26 protein-coding genes are annotated in these 22369 nt (G+C 26.5%); 3 read left to right on the forward strand and 23 right to left on the reverse strand.

Annotated elements, in window-relative coordinates; all coding sequences use genetic code 11:
- Positions 1–575: 575 nt before the first annotated feature.
- The 19 genes from ACEXNK_RS02190 to bioB form a co-directional block, all read right to left on the reverse strand.
- On the reverse strand, positions 576–1271 hold the full coding sequence (locus ACEXNK_RS02190; RefSeq protein WP_373600502.1) for a metallophosphoesterase: 696 nt from the start codon (positions 1269–1271) through the stop codon (positions 576–578).
- 62 nt (positions 1272–1333) lie between these two features.
- Positions 1334–2128: a lysozyme inhibitor LprI family protein gene (locus tag ACEXNK_RS02195; protein ID WP_373600465.1), complete on the reverse strand. Its 795-nt coding sequence runs from the start codon at positions 2126–2128 to the stop codon at positions 1334–1336.
- A 195-nt stretch (positions 2129–2323) separates the two neighbouring features.
- Positions 2324–3403, reverse strand: a complete 1080-nt coding sequence (gene orr, locus ACEXNK_RS02200; RefSeq protein WP_373600466.1) for an ornithine racemase Orr — start codon at positions 3401–3403, stop codon at positions 2324–2326.
- A gap of 172 nt (positions 3404–3575) precedes the next feature.
- Positions 3576–3971, reverse strand: a complete 396-nt coding sequence (locus tag ACEXNK_RS02205; protein ID WP_373600467.1) for a YbaN family protein — start codon at positions 3969–3971, stop codon at positions 3576–3578.
- 162 nt (positions 3972–4133) lie between these two features.
- Positions 4134–4499: a zinc ribbon domain-containing protein gene (locus tag ACEXNK_RS02210; RefSeq protein WP_373600468.1), complete on the reverse strand. Its 366-nt coding sequence runs from the start codon at positions 4497–4499 to the stop codon at positions 4134–4136.
- Between the two features lie 163 nt (positions 4500–4662).
- Positions 4663–5328, reverse strand: coding sequence for an ABC transporter ATP-binding protein (locus tag ACEXNK_RS02215; RefSeq protein WP_373600469.1), 666 nt, complete (start codon positions 5326–5328; stop codon positions 4663–4665).
- 16 nt (positions 5329–5344) lie between these two features.
- On the reverse strand, positions 5345–7885 hold the full coding sequence (locus tag ACEXNK_RS02220; RefSeq protein WP_373600470.1) for an ABC transporter permease: 2541 nt from the start codon (positions 7883–7885) through the stop codon (positions 5345–5347).
- A 287-nt stretch (positions 7886–8172) separates the two neighbouring features.
- Positions 8173–9528, reverse strand: a complete 1356-nt coding sequence (locus ACEXNK_RS02225) for an ATP-binding protein (protein ID WP_373600471.1) — start codon at positions 9526–9528, stop codon at positions 8173–8175.
- Positions 9522–10232, reverse strand: a complete 711-nt coding sequence (locus ACEXNK_RS02230; protein WP_373600472.1) for a LytR/AlgR family response regulator transcription factor — start codon at positions 10230–10232, stop codon at positions 9522–9524. Before ACEXNK_RS02230 ends, ACEXNK_RS02225 begins: the two co-directional genes overlap by 7 nt.
- Positions 10233–10433: 201 nt before the next feature.
- Positions 10434–10826, reverse strand: a complete 393-nt coding sequence (locus tag ACEXNK_RS02235; RefSeq protein ID WP_373600473.1) for a DUF3887 domain-containing protein — start codon at positions 10824–10826, stop codon at positions 10434–10436.
- A 31-nt stretch (positions 10827–10857) separates the two neighbouring features.
- Positions 10858–11658 (reverse strand): YhfC family intramembrane metalloprotease, encoded by an 801-nt coding sequence (locus ACEXNK_RS02240; protein WP_373600474.1) that lies wholly within the window; start codon positions 11656–11658, stop codon positions 10858–10860.
- 13 nt (positions 11659–11671) lie between these two features.
- Positions 11672–12964 carry a sensor histidine kinase gene (locus ACEXNK_RS02245; RefSeq protein WP_373600475.1) on the reverse strand — a complete coding sequence of 431 codons (1293 nt, stop codon included), beginning with the start codon at positions 12962–12964 and terminating at the stop codon, positions 11672–11674.
- A gap of 18 nt (positions 12965–12982) precedes the next feature.
- Positions 12983–13699, reverse strand: coding sequence for a LytR/AlgR family response regulator transcription factor (locus ACEXNK_RS02250; protein WP_373600476.1), 717 nt, complete (start codon positions 13697–13699; stop codon positions 12983–12985).
- Positions 13700–14045: 346 nt separating this feature from the next.
- Positions 14046–14615 (reverse strand): HD domain-containing protein, encoded by a 570-nt coding sequence (locus ACEXNK_RS02255; protein ID WP_373600477.1) that lies wholly within the window; start codon positions 14613–14615, stop codon positions 14046–14048.
- 85 nt (positions 14616–14700) lie between these two features.
- The gene (locus tag ACEXNK_RS02260) at positions 14701–14958 is read right to left on the reverse strand and encodes a Mor transcription activator family protein (RefSeq protein WP_373600478.1); all 258 of its coding nucleotides are present in this window, start codon (positions 14956–14958) and stop codon (positions 14701–14703) included.
- Positions 14959–15190: 232 nt separating this feature from the next.
- Positions 15191–15763 carry a biotin transporter BioY gene (locus ACEXNK_RS02265; protein WP_373600479.1) on the reverse strand — a complete coding sequence of 191 codons (573 nt, stop codon included), beginning with the start codon at positions 15761–15763 and terminating at the stop codon, positions 15191–15193.
- On the reverse strand, positions 15756–17123 hold the full coding sequence (bioA, locus tag ACEXNK_RS02270) for an adenosylmethionine--8-amino-7-oxononanoate transaminase (protein WP_373600480.1): 1368 nt from the start codon (positions 17121–17123) through the stop codon (positions 15756–15758). Before bioA ends, ACEXNK_RS02265 begins: the two co-directional genes overlap by 8 nt.
- A gap of 24 nt (positions 17124–17147) precedes the next feature.
- Positions 17148–17831, reverse strand: a complete 684-nt coding sequence (gene bioD / locus ACEXNK_RS02275; RefSeq protein WP_373600481.1) for a dethiobiotin synthase — start codon at positions 17829–17831, stop codon at positions 17148–17150.
- A 15-nt stretch (positions 17832–17846) separates the two neighbouring features.
- Complete coding sequence (gene bioB / locus ACEXNK_RS02280) at positions 17847–18797, reverse strand: biotin synthase BioB (protein WP_373600482.1); 951 nt, start codon at positions 18795–18797, stop codon at positions 17847–17849.
- Positions 18798–19159: 362 nt separating this feature from the next.
- On the opposite strand from bioB, the gene ACEXNK_RS02285 reads away from it, so the two are divergent.
- The 3 genes from ACEXNK_RS02285 to ACEXNK_RS02295 all read left to right on the forward strand — a co-directional run bounded on the left by ACEXNK_RS02285 (position 19160) and on the right by ACEXNK_RS02295 (position 19966).
- Complete coding sequence (locus tag ACEXNK_RS02285) at positions 19160–19378, forward strand: DUF1659 domain-containing protein (RefSeq protein WP_373600483.1); 219 nt, start codon at positions 19160–19162, stop codon at positions 19376–19378.
- 32 nt (positions 19379–19410) lie between these two features.
- Positions 19411–19641, forward strand: coding sequence for a DUF2922 domain-containing protein (locus ACEXNK_RS02290; protein WP_373600484.1), 231 nt, complete (start codon positions 19411–19413; stop codon positions 19639–19641).
- A gap of 172 nt (positions 19642–19813) precedes the next feature.
- Positions 19814–19966 carry a YvrJ family protein gene (locus ACEXNK_RS02295; protein ID WP_373600485.1) on the forward strand — a complete coding sequence of 51 codons (153 nt, stop codon included), beginning with the start codon at positions 19814–19816 and terminating at the stop codon, positions 19964–19966.
- A gap of 96 nt (positions 19967–20062) precedes the next feature.
- Here ACEXNK_RS02295 and ACEXNK_RS02300 read toward each other — a convergent pair whose 3' ends face one another.
- Genes ACEXNK_RS02300 through ACEXNK_RS02315 form a run of 4 tightly spaced genes read right to left on the reverse strand, consistent with a single transcriptional unit; the run spans position 20063 to position 22153 of the window.
- Positions 20063–20503: a DUF134 domain-containing protein gene (locus tag ACEXNK_RS02300; RefSeq protein ID WP_373600486.1), complete on the reverse strand. Its 441-nt coding sequence runs from the start codon at positions 20501–20503 to the stop codon at positions 20063–20065.
- The gene (locus ACEXNK_RS02305) at positions 20473–20946 is read right to left on the reverse strand and encodes a Fur family transcriptional regulator (RefSeq protein WP_373600487.1); all 474 of its coding nucleotides are present in this window, start codon (positions 20944–20946) and stop codon (positions 20473–20475) included. The genes ACEXNK_RS02300 and ACEXNK_RS02305 overlap by 31 nt, the downstream gene beginning before the upstream one ends.
- Positions 20947–20950: 4 nt before the next feature.
- Complete coding sequence (locus ACEXNK_RS02310) at positions 20951–21307, reverse strand: NifB/NifX family molybdenum-iron cluster-binding protein (protein WP_373600488.1); 357 nt, start codon at positions 21305–21307, stop codon at positions 20951–20953.
- A gap of 3 nt (positions 21308–21310) precedes the next feature.
- Entirely contained in the window at positions 21311–22153 is an 843-nt protein-coding gene (locus ACEXNK_RS02315) for an Mrp/NBP35 family ATP-binding protein (RefSeq protein ID WP_373600489.1), read from the reverse strand.
- Between the last annotated feature and the right edge of the window lie 216 nt (positions 22154–22369).

Consider the following 22369-nt stretch of genomic DNA (forward strand, 5'->3'; position numbering starts at 1 on the left):
GCTCCCCATTTCCACTAACTTTAGTGTACGAGATTTCTCTCTAGTCGTTGAACGTTCCTCTATTTGAGGCTTCGCTGCTGATTATCCATTATATAAGCACTTAGGATTTAACCTTATGCCATCTAACTAATTTTTTCTACTTTCGTCACCATCAAGCTTAGGCTTGTTTCATCCTTACTTTGTGGTTTAGTTAGCTTTAGGAACTTCCAGCAATTAAAGGAGTTTTGGGTAGATTTTTCTACCACTCTACACTCTTTATGAATGTAGGGAGCTATTTCAATTAACAAAAACATATTCATGTATGTTAAATCACATTTATGTATGTTTTTGACAACTATTTAGTTGCTCCAAAGAAAACAATGTTGTTGCTTTCATTAATTATTTCAACTAATTTTTTTATTTTAGAATCCATTTTATCATCTCCAAAATTATTATTTATATATTTATTATCTCACAAAATAAAAAGTTTGGACATTTTAGCCCAAACTTTTTATTTCTAATGCTATATTTACGTTTTAAATCTTCATCTATAAATATAATATATTTCCTATAAGTTTAAAATAATTGCTATTTGATTATGATAAATCACTATTACTTATATAAAATTCTTTCATATCATCTAATCTTAAACAACCTAGTTTTTTTGATTCATATGATCCACAATCAATGCCTATTTTATCATTATAATTCTTTTTATCCTCAGTTATATAGCTATACCAAATTCTATGTTCACTACATAAGCTTTCAGTAAAAGTGTGTCCAAAGATAACCGTTACATCTTTTCTACATGGATTTTTAGTAAATTCATCTCTTATCCATATAATATCTCTTCTAGTTTGATTTTTTATTAAATCTTCTAAACTTAAATTATTAAAAGTTTTTATTCCTGCATGTACTAATATAAATTTTTTCCCTTTAACCTCAATCAACTTATAAAGTGGTGCTTCTTTTAAAAATTTTTCTATTTTTAATTTCATACTTTCTTCTAATGCATTGTATTGGTCTAAAGTTATTTTTCCACCATTACACTCTCTTAGCCAGTTATTAAAAAACTTTTCATTACCATTATATATACTACACATCATATCTTCATGATTTCCAATTATAAACTCTATATTTGGATGGCTCATAGCAAATATTAGAGTATCTATTGAGTGTTCACCTCTATCTATCAAGTCTCCTAGTACATATAGTGTGTCCTCTGGTTTTAAATCAATTTTTTTAATCATAGCTTTAAATAATTCTAATTCCCCATGTATATCACTTATCACATATATCAAACCTATCTCCTACCAATAAATTCTATTAGTAGGAGATTAATTATTTTTTGCTATTATTTCATGTATTCATCTACAAGTTGATAACATCTTTCTTTTGTTTTTTCAGCTAAAGCACTGTTATATGCCAATGGTGCTGCTGTCCCACCTTCAAACTCTTTCTTTTCATCTTCAGCTGCTTTATCTCTTTCAGTTATCCATTGACGTTGTTTAGTTTTTAATTCATTCATTTCATTTTCTGGAAGATATTTTTTTATTTCTCCATATATTTCATTTAGAATATTATCCCAGCTATGATACTCTTCACCTGCTGCTTCTATCATCTCCCCATTAGATCCATTTGCGTACACATTTGCATATCTACTTTCTAAATCTAATTCAAGATTATTTAGTTTTTGTATGTACAATTCTCTTTTTGCTGATAACACATTTTGATTGTCATCTTTTTCATCCTCTTCTTCAACGTCTTTATCTGTTTTATTTTCTTCTTCTTTAGATTCATTGTTTTTTAATTTTATCAATTCTTCTTTTAACTTCTTAGCTTGTGAAGTTACAATGTCTGATTCACTAGGTATTTTTTCTATATCCTCACACAGTGAAATAGCTTTACCGTATTCTTTTTCTTCTTTAAATTTTTTAGCTTCAACTATTTTTTTTGTTTGTTCTTGTAAGGCTTTTATTTCTTTATCATCTTTTTTCTCTTCTAGTGCTAAGTTAAATAACCCCTCTGCTTTTTCATATTCTTGACTAGCTATTGCTAATTTAGCTTCTTCTACACTTTTTTCAAATGTTGAGTTTGAACACCCTACTAACAAAAGTATACTTATAGCTAATGGTAGTATTTTTCTCATTTTATCCCTCTCCCTTTTTATAAATCTGACAATAATATCTTAACATATTTACAATATTTCACATATATTTACAGTGTTTTTTACTTATATATCTATTTGGATATTTATCCCAAGTAAAAAGCTAGCCTAATAGGCTAGCAAGTATAATACTTATTTTTTAATATTCATATCTTATATCATAATTTCACAAAACATTTATAAATTAAGTTGCATCTTATTTACAACTTTTTTATGTACATATTCACTAGTGCTAGCTGACATTACTCCACCATAATCTAATAAAAACTCTACAGTATCTCCTACCTCATAATCAAAATCAGTTATATCTAGTATCATATGATCTGAACTCGCACCTAATATATTTATTTCTTCTTTAAGTGGAAAAATACTTGAAATATCTATATCTTGTTTTCCTATTCCAACTATAGCTCTTTTTCTTATTCCTTTATCTTCATAAACAGGAACATTACCAAAAGCATCCATTCCTACTTCTCCTATTGGTATAGATGGCTTTTCCTTTATCTCAACTATTTCACCTACAAGCTTAAATACATCTTGGTGAGTTTTTTCTATTTTTTCTCCATAAGCAGTTTCTCGACCTAAAACGATAGCTTCTCCAGGTCTTAAATTGCTTATTTTTTCTGGCATTTCATTTTTTTGTAATAAATGAATTGAACTAGAGTTTCCACCAGACACAAAATCTAAGTGGATATTATACTTACTTTCTATAAACTTTGCCAAATCTTCTAACTTACTTAAGTTTTCCTTTGTTGGAATTATGGCACCATAACAAGTAAGATTGGTTGCTATTCCTCTAAGTTTTATATTTTCTAACTTAATTATTTCATCAATTGCATTTAAAAGTTCGCTTTCTTCAAAGTACCCTTCTCTTAAATCACCTAAATCAACCATAACTACTACATCATGAGTTTTATTTTGTAGCTTAGCTTCTTCATTAAGTTTATATATAGTTTTTAGCTCTGAGTTAAAACTTATATCACTATATTTTACAACATCTTCTACCTCACTTATCATAGGTATTCGAATTAATATTTTAGGTATTTCTATATTTCTTAATTTCTTTAAGTTTTGAATTCTAGAATCAGCTATATAATCTATAACCCCTTCGTTAACTATCTCCTCTACAACTTCTTCCATTGCACAGTACACCTTAGTAACCATGGCAACAGTCATGTTGTTCTTTTTACATATATCACTAACTATCCTAGCATTATGTACAAGTTTTTCTATATCTACCTCTAATCTTGGATACACCCTATGTCCCCCTTATCCTGTTTAATAATCTTTATATAATATAAAAAGAACTATAATAACCCCAATTATCATAGTTCTTTTACTAAATTATATCATTAAATTACATATACTTTAACAGTTGTATATTTTTTATAATTTTTGATTATTGTTATCCATAGTTATATTTAATAACTTACTTTATATTAATTATATTATTAGGTTTTATAGTTTTTATTTTAAATATAAAGTAATAAAATTTAATACAAATTAAAGCTATTAAAAATATTCTTACATGTAAGTTGTCTACTAGTATAATTGGAATAGATATCATTATACTTACTAATGATAGTATTGTTATTTTTCGTTTCATTGTCATAGCTTTTTCATTTATAAAGCTTTCAACGTGATTTTTGTAAATTTTAGTTGATTTAAACCTCTTATTAAACTTTTCAGAGCCTCTAATAAAACAAAATGATGCTAATAATAAAAACGGTGTAGTCGGAATAACAGGTAACGCTACTCCTATTGACCCTATTCCAAAGGACAATAATCCTATTACTAAATATAAATATTTTTTTATTTTATTCACTTTTACAATCCCCTTATTTTAACCTATAAAAATATTATTACAAATGATATTCATTATTAATATTTTTTCTTAATATTTGTTTTTTATTCAGCATTAATATTAAATAAATTTAAATAAGGAGTCGTAAATAACAACTCCTTAATATTATATATATATTCATTTTTATAATTTATTAGAACACTTTGGGCAGTATGAAAAATCTTCATTAGTAGTATATCCACATACACTACAAACTTTAACACTGTTTTCATTGCATCCAAAATCTAGCTTTTCAATATCAATACTTACATCTTGTCCTTTTTCAATCTTTTTACCAGTCTCATCATCTATTTTAGCTAATTTATTACAACAGCTAGTCTTTACATAGTATTCCTTGTTCCATTTCAAAAGAGGTATAAAAAAGAACATGAAATACCAATAAGTCATGTATACTTCAATATTAGAATACTTTCCACAACATTTACATATATTAAGTTCTTTATAGTCTAGCTTTTTTTGATTTTGACTTACTCCCATTATAAAAAACATAGTATCACTCCTATTCCTTTTATATAATATCATCAATTATATATATCTACTACATTTCTTTTAATTTCACTAGCATAAAAACTCCGTATTGAGTTAATATTTTCAATACGGAGTTTTTAATTTATATTTAGTTTATTCTGATGTAGTGCATTTACTTATTAATTTAGTAAAGTATTTTGCCATCATTTATTGTTATTATATTATCTGCTTTCTTTGCAATATCGTCATTATGTGTAATCATAACAAGTGTATGTCCTAAGTCCTTTACTGCTAAGTTCAGTATTTCCATTACTTCATCTGTAGTCTTTGAGTCTAAGTTTCCAGTCGGTTCATCTGCAAATATGATTGATGGTTTGTTTGCAAGTGCCCTAGCTATTGCAACCCTTTGTTGTTGTCCTCCTGATAGTTCATTTGGAAATTTATTAACTTGGCTTGAAATACCAAGCTTTTCAATTAAAGCGTTTATGTATTCTTTATCTTCTTTTTTTCCATCTACAACTACTGGAAGAACTATATTTTCATATACATTTATAACTGGAATTAGATTGTAGCTTTGAAATATAAATCCAAACTCCTCTCTTCTTATTTTTGATAATTGTTCATCGTTCATAGTGTAAATATCTATGTCATCAAGATAAACATTTCCCGAAGTTGGCTTATCAAGTCCTGCCATACAGTGAAGTAACGTACTTTTACCCGAACCACTTGGTCCTATTATAGCTGTAAATTTATTTGGTTGTATCTCTAAATTTATTTTATCAATTGCTATAACTTCATTTTCACCCTTGCCATATATCTTCGTTAAGTTTGATATCTTTACCGTCTTCATATTTTCATCTCCCAAATTAATTTTTAGTTCCATCTACAATATTTAATTTTTCTAGTTTGTCTTTAGAAAAATATACTGAAATTAAACACATAACAACTGAAACTATTAAAAACATAATCATATATTTAAAAGGAATATCATGTTCTACAGTTTTAGTGAAACCACCCGCTAAGCTTATATTGTTAAGGTTTGAAATATGCCTATTATAAAAAATAACAGCAACTATAGAGCTTAATATAGAACTAATAACTCCATACAACATACTTTCAATCATTATAACTTTTTTTAATTTTTTACTACTCATTCCAATTGCTCTTAATATAGATAACTCTTTTACTCTAGCTATAATGTTACTTCTTACAATAAAAATAATATTTACACAAAGTATTATAAACATCAAGCAAGTATAAATTGCATTTAATCGTTCTTCTGGATTATTTACCTTATAATATTTACTATCTTCATTTTTTCCACCAATAGCTGTAAATGAATGATTTTTAACTATATCTTTAATTTCTTTTTCTGCTGACTTCAACTCACCTTCTTCAGTCATAACAAACAATCTATTGTACTCCTTTTGATTTGTTAATTCTTTGTAATCATCTTCTTTAAATATAACTTGCCCACCAGTAAAAGTTGAATCACCATCTTGACTTGATATATAAGTATCTTTCATTATTCCTTCCACCTGAACTTTAAAAGTTTCATACTTTTCAACACCATTTTTATAAACAGGTAGCTTTATTTCCAATAAATCTCCAACTTTTACTTTATTCATTACCCTAGCAAATGAATGTTTAGCTTTCGTGTAAAAATTATTGACTAATATAACTTTTTTGTACTTACCATCTTCAGAGTTCATTATATTTGTACCTTCAGCTATAAATGAATCTATATTTTTTAATAAACTATTGCTATAGCCTTTTGCAATAAGCGGATATTCTTTATTATAGCTAAGTTCTTTTCGTCCTAATTCATTTAAATAATCATCAGTTGCTTTATCCTTTTCAATAAATAGATATCCTCCATTGTTATAAAAATTAGGTTCAACTTTTTTTACATTATCTTCATTTTTTATTTTATTAATTATGTCACCGTCTATTTTGTAAAATAAACTTTCATTGTTTGCAATATCTCCACTTAAGGTTATATCTATATTTCCAAATGATCTTGCATTAACTCCACCTAATATAACTGGATTAGATTTAAGTAAATTCATAGCAGCATAGTTGAATATAAACATTGCTCCAACCATACTCATTGCAATTATAGTCAGTATTGTTCTAGGTTTATTTCTCCATATGTTTCTATTTGCAAATTTAATCATCACATTTTGATTATTTATATTAGATTTTTTGTATTTATTCTTTGCTTTTCTTTTATACTTATCACTATTACGGATAGAGTCTATTATAGACATCTTCATAGCTCTTTTTACTGCTATGAAATTTGAAATAGATACAGCTATTATTGAAACTGCAAAAGAAAGAATTATACTTAATGGTTCTATTACTAATCTCGAACTTATTCCATACACTATAAATCCTCCAAAGTATGAAAAAATAGACCCTATAACCATTCCTATAATTGTTCCTAAAAGTATATAAATACAACTTGATATTCTAAACATCTTCTTAATTTTTTTATTAGATATACCAATTGCTCTCATTATACCTATTTGATTTATCATATCTGATAATATAATATTGAAAATATTGTAAGTTGTAACAATAGATACAACAACTAAAATAATTGTATTAATAATACTACGATTATTGGTTTTATTACCTTGTTTCATTCCCTCTGCTTGTAATACTTCAATATTTTCGCATATGTGATACCAATCCGTATCTAATTCTTTAATCATCTTCTGAACGAAATTAGATATGTTTTGTTCCGATTTAAGATATATATTTCCTTTATATGTAGTTTCTATTTTTATTGGTAATTTAGTTTCTACATATGTAAATGCTTGAGCTTTAAATCCATTTATAGATTCATAGTATTTATCTGGTTTTTCTACTATCCCAACAATTTTAAATGTCTTGTTTTTACTATCTATTTGAGAAATCCCATTTTTATCTAAATCTTTATTTAAAATCATAAAATTTATGTTTTTATTTAAAGTTTCATCAAGACCCATTTGTTCAAGTGCCTTTTTTTCAATTACTATCTCTCCATCTTTTTGTGGTTCTCTACCCTTAATCAACTTATAATTAAGTGAATCTATATAATCTTTATTAAATGAATTTAAATCAAGTTTAACCCCATTGTCTTTGTTAACTATCTCACAAAAATATTTAACATTATTGGATTTTTTCACTTCTGGATGTTTATTTATAGTTTCTACTGAATTTTTATCAAGCCTATCAAAATATACATCATAGTCTCCGTATAAATCTTTAGCTTCTTGTATCTGTGACTCATATCCAGAGTCTCTTATTGCATTCATTGAAAATATCAACATTACTGCAAGTACTACACTTGCTAAAAGTGCTGTTGTTTTTCCTTTTTGTTTTTTCATGTACGCAATAGCTAATTTAGAACTAATTCTCATATTGTACTCCCTTCCTAAATATAAAAAATTCGCTTCACTTGAGCCACTACGTGTGCGAACCACTTCATGTCGCCAACGACTTCGTCCGTTGCTCAAAATATCTTTTTTACTTTCACCAAAATTTTGGTATTACTATACTTTATAAATTATCCTCAAGTATTCGTTAAGCATAGCTCATTAAACGTAAAAAATGTTACCTTCTTGGAATAAAAGGTAACATTCTTAATATTTGAGTTCAATATAAGTCCGACAACTGGTATTTTTTTGCCGACAACTAGCATGAATTCTTATTCAATTGGTATGTAAATGCTTGCTATAAATTTATAATTATCATCCTTAATTTTTAATTCTCCATCATATTTTTTTATAGATGAGTTTATACTTTCAATACCTATGCCATGAAAAAATCCATCTTTTTTAGTAGTAAAAATCTTATTGTTTTTTAATATTATTTTATTAACTTTACTATTTTCACATCTAATAACATAGTAACCTTTTATAAAGGTACTTTTTATAGTTATATATCTTTCAAGCTCATTATTATTTATTTTATTACAAGCTTCTATTGCATTATCAATTAAGTTTGAAAAAATACTACTTATATCTATCATTTTTATAAAGTCACATTTACTAAAATCTATAGCTACTTTAAAATCTATATTATTATCTATACAAACTTTGCTTTTTTCATATAAAATTATATCTAATAACATGTTTCCTGTATTATAGATATTTTTAGTATTTTTGACTTCATCCTCTATACTATTTATATATGTATTTACATCTTCATTATTATCTTTAAGCATTTTTATATTTTTCATATGGTTATTCATATCATGATAAACCTTTTTCATTTTTTCTTGAGATTCTTTTGCCATTAAATAATATTTATGTTGCATATCTAATTTTTCATTTACAAATTGCATTTTAACTTTTTCTTTTTCAGATTTTATAGAGTTTATAAATATAGATATTAATATTATGTTTATTATAAGTAACATATAAGGAAATGTATGTTTCATAAAAAGAGAAAACATCATTAGGTCCTGAAGGTTACTGTATTTAATATTATTTTTTATTACTATCATCCACAAATCACTTATTTTTTCAGATGCTATGTTAAAAAATAAAACTGTAATTAAATTAACTACGATTGTTAAAATTATATATATATAATATTTACTTGTCTTGTACATACTTTTTATTTTGTCAAAAAAGTAAATTAATACAAAAACAACTATAAAGTTTAATATAGTTGTTAACTCAAGTATGTTTTCAAGTATATAGTTGCGTATATTTTCATCTATAAATAAAATTTGTAATATCCAATATATACTACCCGATATTAATATATATATAAATGTATATATAATTGAGTTAATAATAGATTTTTTTATATCCATTTGATAAGTAATTTTACAAATTAATAATACTATTAAAATTGTAGCTATTAAAATAGGTCCTATTACGATTCCAAATGGCATCTTGATTATAAATAATGCTATTAATAGGATTAAGCTTAATATGAATTGTGTCTTATTTTTAAATTTATAATTATATCCTCGCTTATTCATTGTCATAAAAAAGAAAAATACAAATACAGCCATATTTATCGTAGGCAATATATTATAGTTACCTAACATAATTTATCCTCTATCAATTCAAAAAATTTATCTTTGACATCTTTAAACCTGTATCTACTTATAGGCACTTCTTCACTGTTTTCAAGTATTGCAACATATTGTTTTATACTTTTTATATGCTCTAAATTTACTAAATAGCTTTTATGGCATCTAAAAAATCTGCTACAATTTATTTCTTTTTCAATATTATTCATAGTACCTTTTATGTTATACGTATTATTTATAGTATGTATAGTTATATCTTCTTTTTGTACTTCTATGTAAGTTATTTTATTTATCTCTATTTTAATTCTACTTCCTTGTTCTTTTACAATAATATATTTATTTTTTACATCTACTTCTTTTATGCAGTGATTAATATGTTCTTTTAAGTCCTCATATTTTGCTGGCTTTATTAAATATCTATAAGCTCTTACCTCATATCCTTCTAGTACATACTCTATTAGAGATGTAATAAATATAATTTCTACTTTATTATCTATTTCTCTAATTTTTCTAGCAGTATCCATTCCATTAATTTCATTTAACTGTATATCTAATAATAGTATATCTGTATCCTTAGAGTAATTTTTAAGTAATTCTTCTCCCGAACTAAATATATTTAAAGTATATTTAATAGATGATTCTTTAAATATTTTATCAATATAACCTTTTAATAATTCTTGTTGGTCTTTTTCATCTTCACAAATTGCTATGTTAATCACAAATGTCCCCCTTATGTCCTTTTTATTTAATTGCAAGTGTCTACTAATCTTTATATGTATATTATACTATTTATTTCGCTTACATTTATATCCACTTTTTTATTTGATTATTTTGAAAGAATATAAAATAAAAAGTATGGTTCTTTCTTGGAAAGAATCCATACTTTATTTTTCAGCCCTATTTATTTTTTTGCTTATAAATTACTTTATATAAAGTCCTTCTAATTTCATATCTTCATTATAGGTAATTGTAAACTGTGCTTTCCCATTTTCAAATTCAGCAACTTCTACTACTATTGCTAATCCATCCTTGCCTATTACCCCTTCTTTTTCAATTGACTTAAAGCTTCCTACTTTCTCTTTTATTGGTTGCCATACTTCTTTTAGTTGTTCTGCACTTATCTTTCCTTTAATATTATCACTCATCTGATCTATAACTTTATCATACTCTTCATTACAAATCATACTAACAATTCCTTGAGCATCTTTTTTTAATTCATCTTCATTATAAGCATCGCTTAATTTTGAACTACTACACCCTACTAATATAACCCCTACTAAAAGTACCATTAATAATATTTTTATTTTCTTCATAATAATTCCCCCTTTTATTTTTATAATTTATTTAACTATTTATATTAATATCTTCTTGTTTTTTATATAGCTTTTTTGAATATATAGTAAATGCACCTAAAGCTATTGCCCATATAAAGAAGTATATTTCTAACCCTATAGCACCTATATTAAATACTGCTGGAAGTATTACAATTGGTGCATTAATTAATGTGTGTATTAATATCGCTATGAATAGATATATAATTTTTCTATTTCTTACACCATATAAAACAATCATAGAAAGTCCTATCTGTATACTTATAGCAAATATTCTCTCTACTCCTGCTAAAAATGTTGTCCCTGATGTTAAACTCATACATATGTTATACAAAGATTCAAGATTAGCATTATTAGTTTGATTTGATAAAACCTCTAGTTTACCACTGTTTATCAAAACACATCCAATCAAAAGATTTATATTTGTCATTCCTGTTATTAACATGGCTTCTATCCCTCCATGTCCTATACCATAAGATATACCATCTTCCCACTGATGATTCTTTTTCAACATAAATTTAAATGCTATATACCTTCCTACTTCTTCAAATATACCTGCAGTTAATCCTAAAAATATTCCGTATAAATAAGGATTTGTCATTAACTTCAAAAACCACATCATATTAGGAAGTATATATGTTAGTATTGGTATTCTTATTAAAATTTGAGTTATAAAAAATATTAACATTCCTATCAGAAAACTTTTTACTCTTTTCCTGTCTTTTTTTACAAGGTATATTAACGTTATAATTGGAATTAAAAAGCATACAGCTATATTAAAAACTAATCCCACAATTACCGATGTTGGTATCATACCTATCCCCCTTTTATATTGGTATTACAATATTTACTTTAAACTCATTTTCTGTGTAATCTACAACCATTGTTCCATCATGTTTTTCTAATGATTTCTTTACATTTTCTATTCCAAGACCATTATGATTTTCTTTTGTTGATTTAAATTTACCATTTTTATAAATAGGCTTATTTATTATTGGATTTATTATATTTATTACTATCAATTCATTAAACTTATCTATATCTAGTTTTATATACTTTTCTTCATTACTTTCTGATACAGCTTCTATTGAATTGTCTAATAAGTTAGCAAATATTGTTACCATATCTATATCCCTTATAAAACTTAAATCTACATCACCTATTCTACAATCTATATCTATATTGTATTTTTTCATTTCATTGAATTTATCATTTAGTATTATATTTAGAACTCTATTACTTGTGTAATATTTTTGATTAAGTTTATTTAACATTTTATGTATATCATTTGTATATTCCTTAGCTTCCTTTGTGTTGTTAGCTTTATATAGCTCTTCTATTGTGTTTAAATGATTTCTTATATCATGAGCAAGTTTCCTTGATTCCATATACTTTTCTTCAAGGCTATCATAATATTTATACTGTAGATTTGATTTTTGCTGATATAAGTTAATTTCATTTTGCAACTCGTTATTTTTAGATATATTATCAAATATATAAGTTACATATACGTTTATAGCAAATATTAAGGTTACGTTTACTATAAATAACATCAAGTCTTCATTTGAAGAATACATCTGCATATAGTTAAACAAAGTAAATATATAAACCATGCTGAACAAAGGTATAATCATAAAACTAATAATTTGTTTTAGTTTTAATATGTTAATTGACCTCTTGTTTATAAATAATATTGCTAAGTTTACATATACAAATTCTGATAATCTTATTAAAACAACCATTAGTATTTGATAATAAAATAAGTCTTTAATATATAAGTTAAACTGTGAAATACCTATTCCTATTATTAAACTTGATAGTCCATCACATAGAAATAAGCATACTGAAAATAAAAGATAGTATAATTTATATACTCTCGTGTTGTTGTATAAAAAATGGCCAGATACTAATAGTCCTATACTTATAACTGTAAAGTTTAATAGTCCATTTCCTGCCCAAGAAACAATATTTGTTATTATTGAAAATACCATGTATATTGATATATAATATCTTTTCTTTAAATATATATTTCTACCTATCTTGCTCATAAAATAAAAACATATATATGTTAAAAAGAAGTTACCTACAGTAGGTAATATAAAAAATGCAAATAAATTCATAAAGTTTTCTATAACAATCTACCCCTTTCTTCCTTTTTCTATTTTCTTGCTTAAGTATACATTTAAGCTATGTCTAAATTGGGTAGATTTTTTTTGAGATAAGGGTATTATACTACCATCCATCATGTAAATATCGTATCCTTTTATAGATTTAACATTGTATAAATTAACAGAAAAACTTTTGTGTGGTATTATAAAGTCGTATACTTCCATGCTTTTTCCTATTTCTGATATTTTTTGTTTTATAATATAAGTATCTTGCTTAGCTTTCATTATTACTTTTCTTTGTTTATATTCAAAGTAGTAAATATCTTTTAATTCTAATCTAACTACACCATCTGTTGTATTAAACTCTAATGTTTCACTTATTTCTTCTTTCATATAAGAAATAGCTTCATCTAATTGCTGATATATATTTTTTTCGTTAACTGGCTTTAGTAGATATCCAAATGCGTGTACACTAAAGGCTGATGATGTATAGTCAGTATAATTAGTTACATATATTATTTTAACTTTTTTATCTTTTTCTCTTATCAGTCTAGCTGTTTCTATTCCATTAATTCCAGTCATATCAATATCTAAAAATATGATATCAAAGTTTGAGTCACTCTCTACCAAATCTTCTCCCTTTAAAAATACCTCTACTGATATACTCTGCTTTTTATAGTTTTCTAGTATTTCTTTAGTCTTGTTTAAAATATTAATTTCATCGTCACATATAGCTATATTTAACATATCAATTTCCCTTTTTTTGTAATTTATTTAATTTTATTATAATGCCTTATGCATTAAAGTATCAATTAATATGCATAAGATACAGTAAATTTTACCTATACTACAGTTTTAATAACTTTATATAATTTAAAATCTATTATAAAGTTAGTTGTATAAAAAAGTCGCTTCGCTCCTGTCGCCAACGACTTCGTCCGTTGCTCAAAAATATCCTTTTTTACTTTCAGCAAATTGTTACTATAACTATACTCCATAAATTATCAACAGATATTCGTTAAGCATAAATTCCTTAAGCGTAAAAAAAGTACTACCAGATTAAATATTATCTGGTAATACTTTTTAAATATAACTAAGCCTCACTCTTTTGGGCTATTTTATCTGTTGTTCTTTGGTCTATTTCTTTCTTTAACTCTTTTAAATAAGAAGAGAATTCCACCTTATCAGCACCATAAGTAAACTGTAAGTCATATTCTAAAGGAATCCAAGTGCTAATATCCGCCTCATTATGCTGTATTACTGCTTCTAAATTGTCCAATGCTTTATAAAGCTTGGCTTCATCAGTCTTACGTTCATTCATTTCCTTTAAAAGTTCTGTGAACTCCTCACGGTAAGGCTCAGGAAAAGTTGCAATCCAATTAAAAAATACCTCGTCTTCTTTTTTACTATCTTCTTCTTTCTTCTCAAAAGTAGGAATATCTCCTGTAAACGCTTCCCCCAAATCATGAATTAAACACATACGAATTACCTTATCCATATCAACCTCTGGAAATTCATCACGCATTAACAATGCCATTAATGCAATACGCCAGCTATGTTCTGCTACACTTTCATGTCTTCCACTCGATGTCCACGAGTGCCTAGTGTTGCATTTTAGTTTTTCTGCTACAGTTAATATATCTAGAAATGTTGCTGTATTCATAATAAGTTTTCCCCCTAGAATTTTTATTTATAATAATTTTAATTATACTATATTTTAATAACTTTATATAATTAAATAAAATTTTTTAATTGCAAGTATCTACTATATTTCTTACCTGAGTTTGTGTTATGTCGTATTCTCTAGCTAAAGATTTGTAATCTCCATTAAATTTTTCTCGTATAATTCTATTTCTAATAGGTCTAGTAAGCGAAGACTCTTTAGGTATATATAAAGAACTTCCGCCTAACAACTCTACTAGCTTTTTAAAAGAATCAATCCCTATATATTGTGCAATGTCTTTATGCGAATTAGGTATATCCTCTATTGTTAACTCTTCTATCATAAAATGCACCCCCCTTAAATTTACAATAAATATTTTCATAAGCTTTATATCTATATTATACTATTTATTTCACTTACTAACTATGCTCTTAAATTATTCATAAATACATTTGCATTACTATACTACATAAATATTCGTTAAGTATAGTTTCCTTTAAGCATAAAAAATAACCTTGAGCTTTTCAAGGTTATTTTAACTTCTTATATCATATAAATTTTATGTTTATAGTTTATTATCTTAAAGAATAATCATTCTTTGTGTATCCTATACTTTTGAATGCTCGCATAACTTTAACACCCACTAAAGATATAATTACTGATAGAACTATATCACCACCAACACACATTATAAATCCATATAATACAGACATATATACTGTGTATTGATTTCCTAAATAAAACTTATTTATTACATATAAATATGGTACACCTATTAAATATATAATAAATAGTCCTACCATAGATGCTATTAATAAATTCTTAACGCTTACTTTTTGTTGATTTTCAACTATCTTACCTATAACATATGCTGCAATTATAAACCCTATTAAATATCCAAATGTTGGTTTAAATATATATGCTGGCCCTCCACCTTGCGTAAATACTGGAATTCCTATTAATCCTATAACTACATATAATAATTGTGATAACATTCCTAACTTAGATCCTAGTAATATTCCAGCAAATGCACAGAACATATATTGTAATGTAAATGGTACATAAGGTATAGGTATTTGTATAAATGCACCTATTGCTGTTAGTGCTGCAAATAATGCAACTAATGTTAAATTTTTAGTTCTACTCATCTTTTCCACTCCTATTGTAATCACTTAATACTTCATTTATACACTCTTTGCACACTCTAACCATTTTTATCATATCTTCTTCATTTATAACGTATGGAGGATTAAAGTATATTATATTTCCTAAAGGTCTTAGTAATACTCCTTTTTTAAGAGCCTTTTGATATATCTTGTATCCGATTCTTAAGTTTGAATCAAATGACTTTTTAGTTTCTTTATCTTGTACTAATTCTATTGCATTTATAAGTCCTATTGAACGTATTTCTCCTACATTATCATGATTTTTTAATTCTTCTATTATAAGATTATTAAAGTGTTTAGCTTTTTCTTCATTTACTAAAAGTGTGTTTTCATCCTCAAATATATCTAAAACTTCATTTGCTATTCTACATCCAATTGGGTTTCCTGAATATGTATGACTATGCATAAATGCCTTGTATGTACTGTAATCATCATAAAATGCGTTATATATTTTATCACTCGTAAGAACTAATGCCATTGGAACATATCCAGCTGTAAGCCCTTTTGACAAACACATAAAATCAGGTGAAATATCAGCATGTTCACAGGCAAACATCTTTCCTGTTCTACCAAATCCAACAGCTATTTCATCAGCTATTAAATGTACATCGTATTTATCACATATATCTCTTAGCTTTTTTAAATATATAGGCGAATAAATTTTCATACCTGCTGCACCCTGAACCATAGGCTCTATTATTACAGACGCAACTTCTTCGTGATTAGCTTCTATGTACTCTTTCATATTTATAAAACACTCTGCATTACAACTTTCTCTTTTTTTATTAAATTTACATCTATAACAATCTGGACCTTCAACTCGTTTTGTATCTATCATAATAGGTTTATACACTTTACTATATAAATCTAAATCTCCTACAGATAAAGCTCCAATAGTTTCACCATGGTATGCATCAGTTATTGCAACAAATTTAGTTTTTTTAGTATTTCCTACTTGTGCATGATATTGAAAGCTCATTTTAAGTGCACACTCTACAGATGCTGATCCATTATCTGTAAAAAATACTTTAGTAAGTCTATCTGGTGTTATATTTACTATTCTCTCACAAAGTTTTATTGCAGTTTCATGTGTAAAGTTAGCAAATATAACATGTTCTAGAGTATTTACTTGATCTGATATAGCCTTATTTATTCTTTTATTAGCATGTCCAAATAAATTACACCACCATGAGCTTATCGCATCTATATACTCATTTCCTTCTATATCATATAACTTTATTCCATCACCTTTTTTTATTACGATCGGTTCAAAAGTTTCATAATCTTTCATTTGAGAACACGGATGCCATATATATTTTAAATCTTTTTCAACTAAATTCATTTTAATCCCCCATTTTTAATTTATTTATAAATTTAATATACTTAAGTCTATATCTATGTTATCTTCGTGTGTTTTACTTCTTTTCACAAGTGATACAATATCTACATTTGTTAATTTTTTTATTACTTTTACGTTATCTATATGAGCTTCATTGTTTTTATCATATTCATTTACAATAATCCCTCTTATATTTATGTTTTTAGACTTTAAGTAATTAACTGTAAGAACTGTGTGATTTATAGTTCCAACTGATGCTCTTGTAACAAGTAATACATCAAATCCAGTCATTTTAATTATATCTTCAAGTAATATAATTTCTTTTTCATTTATTTTAATAGGGCATACTATCCCACCACTACCTTCAACTACTATGTATTCATATCTATTTTTTAATTTATTAAAGTCACTTTCTATTTTTTTCAAATCAATATCTTTATTTTCTATTATTGATGCTAAGTGTGGTGAGACTGGTGTTTTAAAAGAATAAGAAACAATATTTGAATACTCTTCCTTAAGTCCTGATACATCACAAACATATTTAGCATCATATGGTATTAGTATTCCATCTTCTTCACCTGCTCCACTAAGTACAGCCTTATAGTATGTAGCATTAATTTTATTTTCTATTAGTTTTTTCATTAGCATAGCACTTATATAAGTTTTCCCTACATCTGTATCCGTACCTATAACGAATATCCCCTTACCCATAACCTTTATCCTCCTTTATAATTTAAATCCTAAATTTGTTATCATTTTTATATCACTTTTTATATCATTTCCACAGGTTGTAAGTAAATCACCTGTTATAGTCGCGTTTGCTCCTGATTTAAAAGCTAGTTGCCCATAATCTGTAAGTAGGTTTCTACCACCAGCTAACCTTATATAACTCTTTGGGTTTATAAATCTAAAAATAGCTAATGTTTTTAAAAATTCATCTTCACTTATAATTTCTTTTACATCTATACTAGTCCCATTTATTTTGTTTAAAACATTTAAAGGAATTGATTTTATATTTAAATTCCTTAATTCAAAAGCCATATCAATTCTATCTTCATAGCTTTCTCCCATACCTATAATCCCTCCACTGCAAACTTCTAACCCTGCATTTTGAGCAGCTTTTATAGTTTCTATTTTTTCATCGTAAGTATGAGTTGTACATATATTTTTAAAAAAGTTTCTAGATGTTTCTAAGTTGTTATGATATCTTTCAACTCCTGATAGCTTTAATTTTTTTAATTCATCTTCATTTAGTAATCCATGAGATGCACAAATGCTTATTCCTACCTTATTTTTTATAGACTTATAAGTTTTTGAAACATTATCTAAGTCTTTTTCATCTAATTTTTTACCTGATGTAACAATTGAATATCTTTTAACACCTTTTTTAAAATGATATGTAGCATCCTTTAAGAATTGATCTTCTTCCAATAAAGAATATATATTTATATCTGTATCATGATGTGATGATTGAGCACAAAATTTACAATCTTCGCTACACCTACCACTTTTACCGTTTATTATTGAACATAAATCAAACTCGCTACCTAAAAAATTTTTTCTTATTTCATTGGCATATTTAGTTAAGTCTTTAGTTTCATAGTTTAATAATTCTTTAGCTTCTTCTTTATTTATCTCATATCCATTTTTTATGAGTTCATAAATTCTCTCTATCATAAAGCCCCCTATAATCAGTTTTTTAGTTTATTTCATAACTTGAGTCTAAACTTAATTTGCATATAGTTTTTTAAATCTTCATCACAAATTTGTCTAAAGTTAAAAGCTAATTTTTCAACCATCTAACAGTTATTTGTTAAGTTAATTGTAATCTTAGTATTTTATTTAGTCAACCCATTTTATTTAAACGGTTAACATTTTATTTTTCTATAAGTAAAAAACTCTGCTTATATACCCCTACCTCGTAAAACACGACCCCCGTTAAAATATCTCCTTCAAATTTTTTCTTCAAATACTTTCTTTGTGGGGTTGATCCTACCTACCCTATACTTATCTTAACAATACAAAAGGAGGTGAAATACATGGCTGTTAATGAAACTAAATATCCATCAGCTTTAAAAATAAAGTTAGATTGTGGGCTTGATAATAATGGTAAAACTATCACAAAATCTAGAACTTATTCTAACTTAAAAGCAGCTGCATCTACTCAAGACACTTTAGATGTGGCAAGAGCTCTTATCTCTTTACAAGAACATGCTGAACTGGAGATAAATAAGCAAGATAATACTATATTGAATTAGTTGTTTTAAAATTTTAGAAAGGAGGTATTTTTATGGAGACTAAGAGAAGATTGGTTATGTCTTTTAAAAGTGATTTAGATAAAACTGTTTCTATATCTGTTGATGATCCTAGAGAGAATTTAACTGAAGCAGAGATAAAAGTAGTTATGGATATGATAGTTGAAAAAAATATATTTGCTCCTAATGGAGCTGATATAGTTCAAACTGTTGAAGCTAAGATAGTTGTAACTGATACTACTGAGTATGATTTAGTTGTGGCTTAGTATAGTGGGGGCTTCGGGTTAGCTTGAAATTATATGATTCTTCCTTCACTGTAAAGCCGGTGAAGCGTGGCTTTAACGTTACGTCTTAATCATATAATTTCTTCGCTACCCCTTCGCCACTTTACTATAGCCACTTTTTTTGGGTTTAAGGGTGAGGAAAGGAGGTATTTTTATGAATTCTGAAATTCAAACACTAATTGCCAATGTTGGTTTTCCTATTGCTATTAGTATGTATTTGCTAATTAGGATAGAAGCTAAGCTTCAAGGGTTAAGTGATAGTATTAATGAGTTGAGTAAAAATATTAATATCATGAGTGTTAAATAGTAAAAAATATACTCCCTTCATAGTGGCAGTTTTTATTATTTTAACTGTCTACTATAAATGGAGTATATTTTTTATTTCTTTAAATTAATATTATTTCTATTCACTTTTATCGCACCATTTAGCACATATATTTGCTTTTTTGCTACAAATAACTTTCTCTGATCCACAAGAAGGACATTTGTATTTGTCTTGATCATATCTTATTTCGTACTCATCTTTACAATCAAAACACTTAAATTTACAAAATTTCGCTCTGTAATTTCCACCGTCAATACGTATAGCATTACCTTGAGTCAAAGCAATTGCAACTTTTTGTCTTGCTGCATCAATTATATTTTGAAAAGTTTGTCTAGATACATTCATTTTTTTAGCACATTCTTCTTGGCTAAGAGATTCTATGTCCTTAAGCCTCATGGCTTCTAGTTCTTCTAATTTTAAATTTACTTCTTTTAATTTGCATTTTTGCTTTCCTACTGGTGCAAAGTAGGTATCTTCCGGGAAAAAATCTACTGTTCTAACTTTTGTTGGTCTTGCCACTTAAACTCCTCCTTACAGCTTGTACATAGTCCTGTAAACATTATATTTATATCATAAATATCTAAATCACTTATCGCTTCTAACTTTTGTTTTAGTTCTAAACAATCAAGATTAATGTCTTTATTATTTATATCAATTATACTATTACATCTAAAACATTTAAAGTGTATATGAAATGGATTTTTACTAAATATCTTAATCTCATAATAACTTGTACCACCAATGTTTATCTCTTTCACTATGTCTAGCTCGGTAAATAAGTTCAAGGTTCTGTAAACTGTTGTAATTCCAACATTTTGTTTTTTAACTTTTTCATAGATTTCTTTTGCATTTATATGTTCTTTATTCTCTAATAAAGCTTCTAATATTATTTTCTTTTGTATAGTAAATTTATATCCCTTGGTTTTGAATAGTTTTTTTATATATTCAATAGTTTCATTCATTTATCTACCCGTTACAGTGTCCTTCATGTACATGTTCTGTACAAACACTGCCTGTTGATTTTATTTCTCCATTAATATACTTTTGAACTACTTCATCACTTGATCCTGATGCTCCTACAACTACATTTATATTATTTTGTTCAAATAATTGTTGTGCTGTAGCTCCCATTCCTCCAGAGATTATAACATCTACATTATGTTCTTTTAAAAATACTGGTAAGTATCCTGGTCTATGTCCTGGATTTTGTATAAATTCTTTATTTAAAATGTTTTTATTCTCTAATTCATATATACCAAAACCTTCACAGTGTCCAAAATGTGAACTTACAATATTGTTCTCACAAGCAACTGCTATTTTCATATATTACACCTCAACTTTTATGTTTTTCTGTGATTTTTCAATTATGCTCTTTATAATCGGTTTTAAAATTTCTTCTACATTTTTATCATTTTGATTTTCTTGTCCTAAGTTGCTTATACTACTTAGCATAGGAAGTTCTCCTAATAAATTTAAGTTCATTTCATTTAAAAACTTATTTGTACTGTCTCCATTAAATAATTTTATTTTTTTACCACAGTCTTCACAAGTTATGTAGCTCATATTTTCAATAACACCTAATATATCTATGTTCATTTGTCTTGCCATGTTAACAGCCTTTGATACTATCATAGATACCATATCTTGTGGAACAGATACCATTATAATTTCATTTAAAGGTATTGATTGCATAACTGTTAATGCTACATCTCCTGTTCCTGGTGGCATATCTATAAGTAAGTAATCTAAGTCGCCCCATATTACATCTGTCCAAAATTGTTTTACTACACCAGATATCATAGGACCTCTCCATATTACTGGATCATTTTCATTATCTGTTAATAAGTTTAAAGACATAACTTTAATTCCATCTTTATTTGTAATAGGCAATAATCCTTGATCTATTGCAACTGCTCTTTGTTTGTTAACACCTAATAATCTAGGAATACTTGGACCAGTTATATCTGCATCTAATATTCCTACACTGTATCCTTTTTTGCTTAATTCTTTTGCTATTAAAGTAGATATAGATGATTTACCTACTCCCCCTTTTCCACTCATAACCCCAATTACATTTTTAACGTTGTTTAATGGATTGTTTTCAACTGTACAGCTTTCTTTATCTTTTGTGCAAGTTGAACCTGATGGACATGTGTTACAATTCCCCATAAAATCATCTCCTAATTTTTAGTTATTAGCATATGCTAATATTATGTTAGCACCATTTATAGTTATTGTCAAATGCCATAAACTTTTTTTTACATTTAATTTTTAAAATATATAATCATTTTAACCAGAACACTAAAAATACCTGTAGATTTAGTCTATAACTAAGTTCTACAGGTATTTTTATTTTATATGTTATCCCATGAGTATATTTTTCAT

It is taken from the genome of Paraclostridium bifermentans (assembly GCF_964259345.1).
In the GTDB taxonomy this organism is placed as follows: domain Bacteria; phylum Bacillota; class Clostridia; order Peptostreptococcales; family Peptostreptococcaceae; genus Paraclostridium; species Paraclostridium bifermentans_B.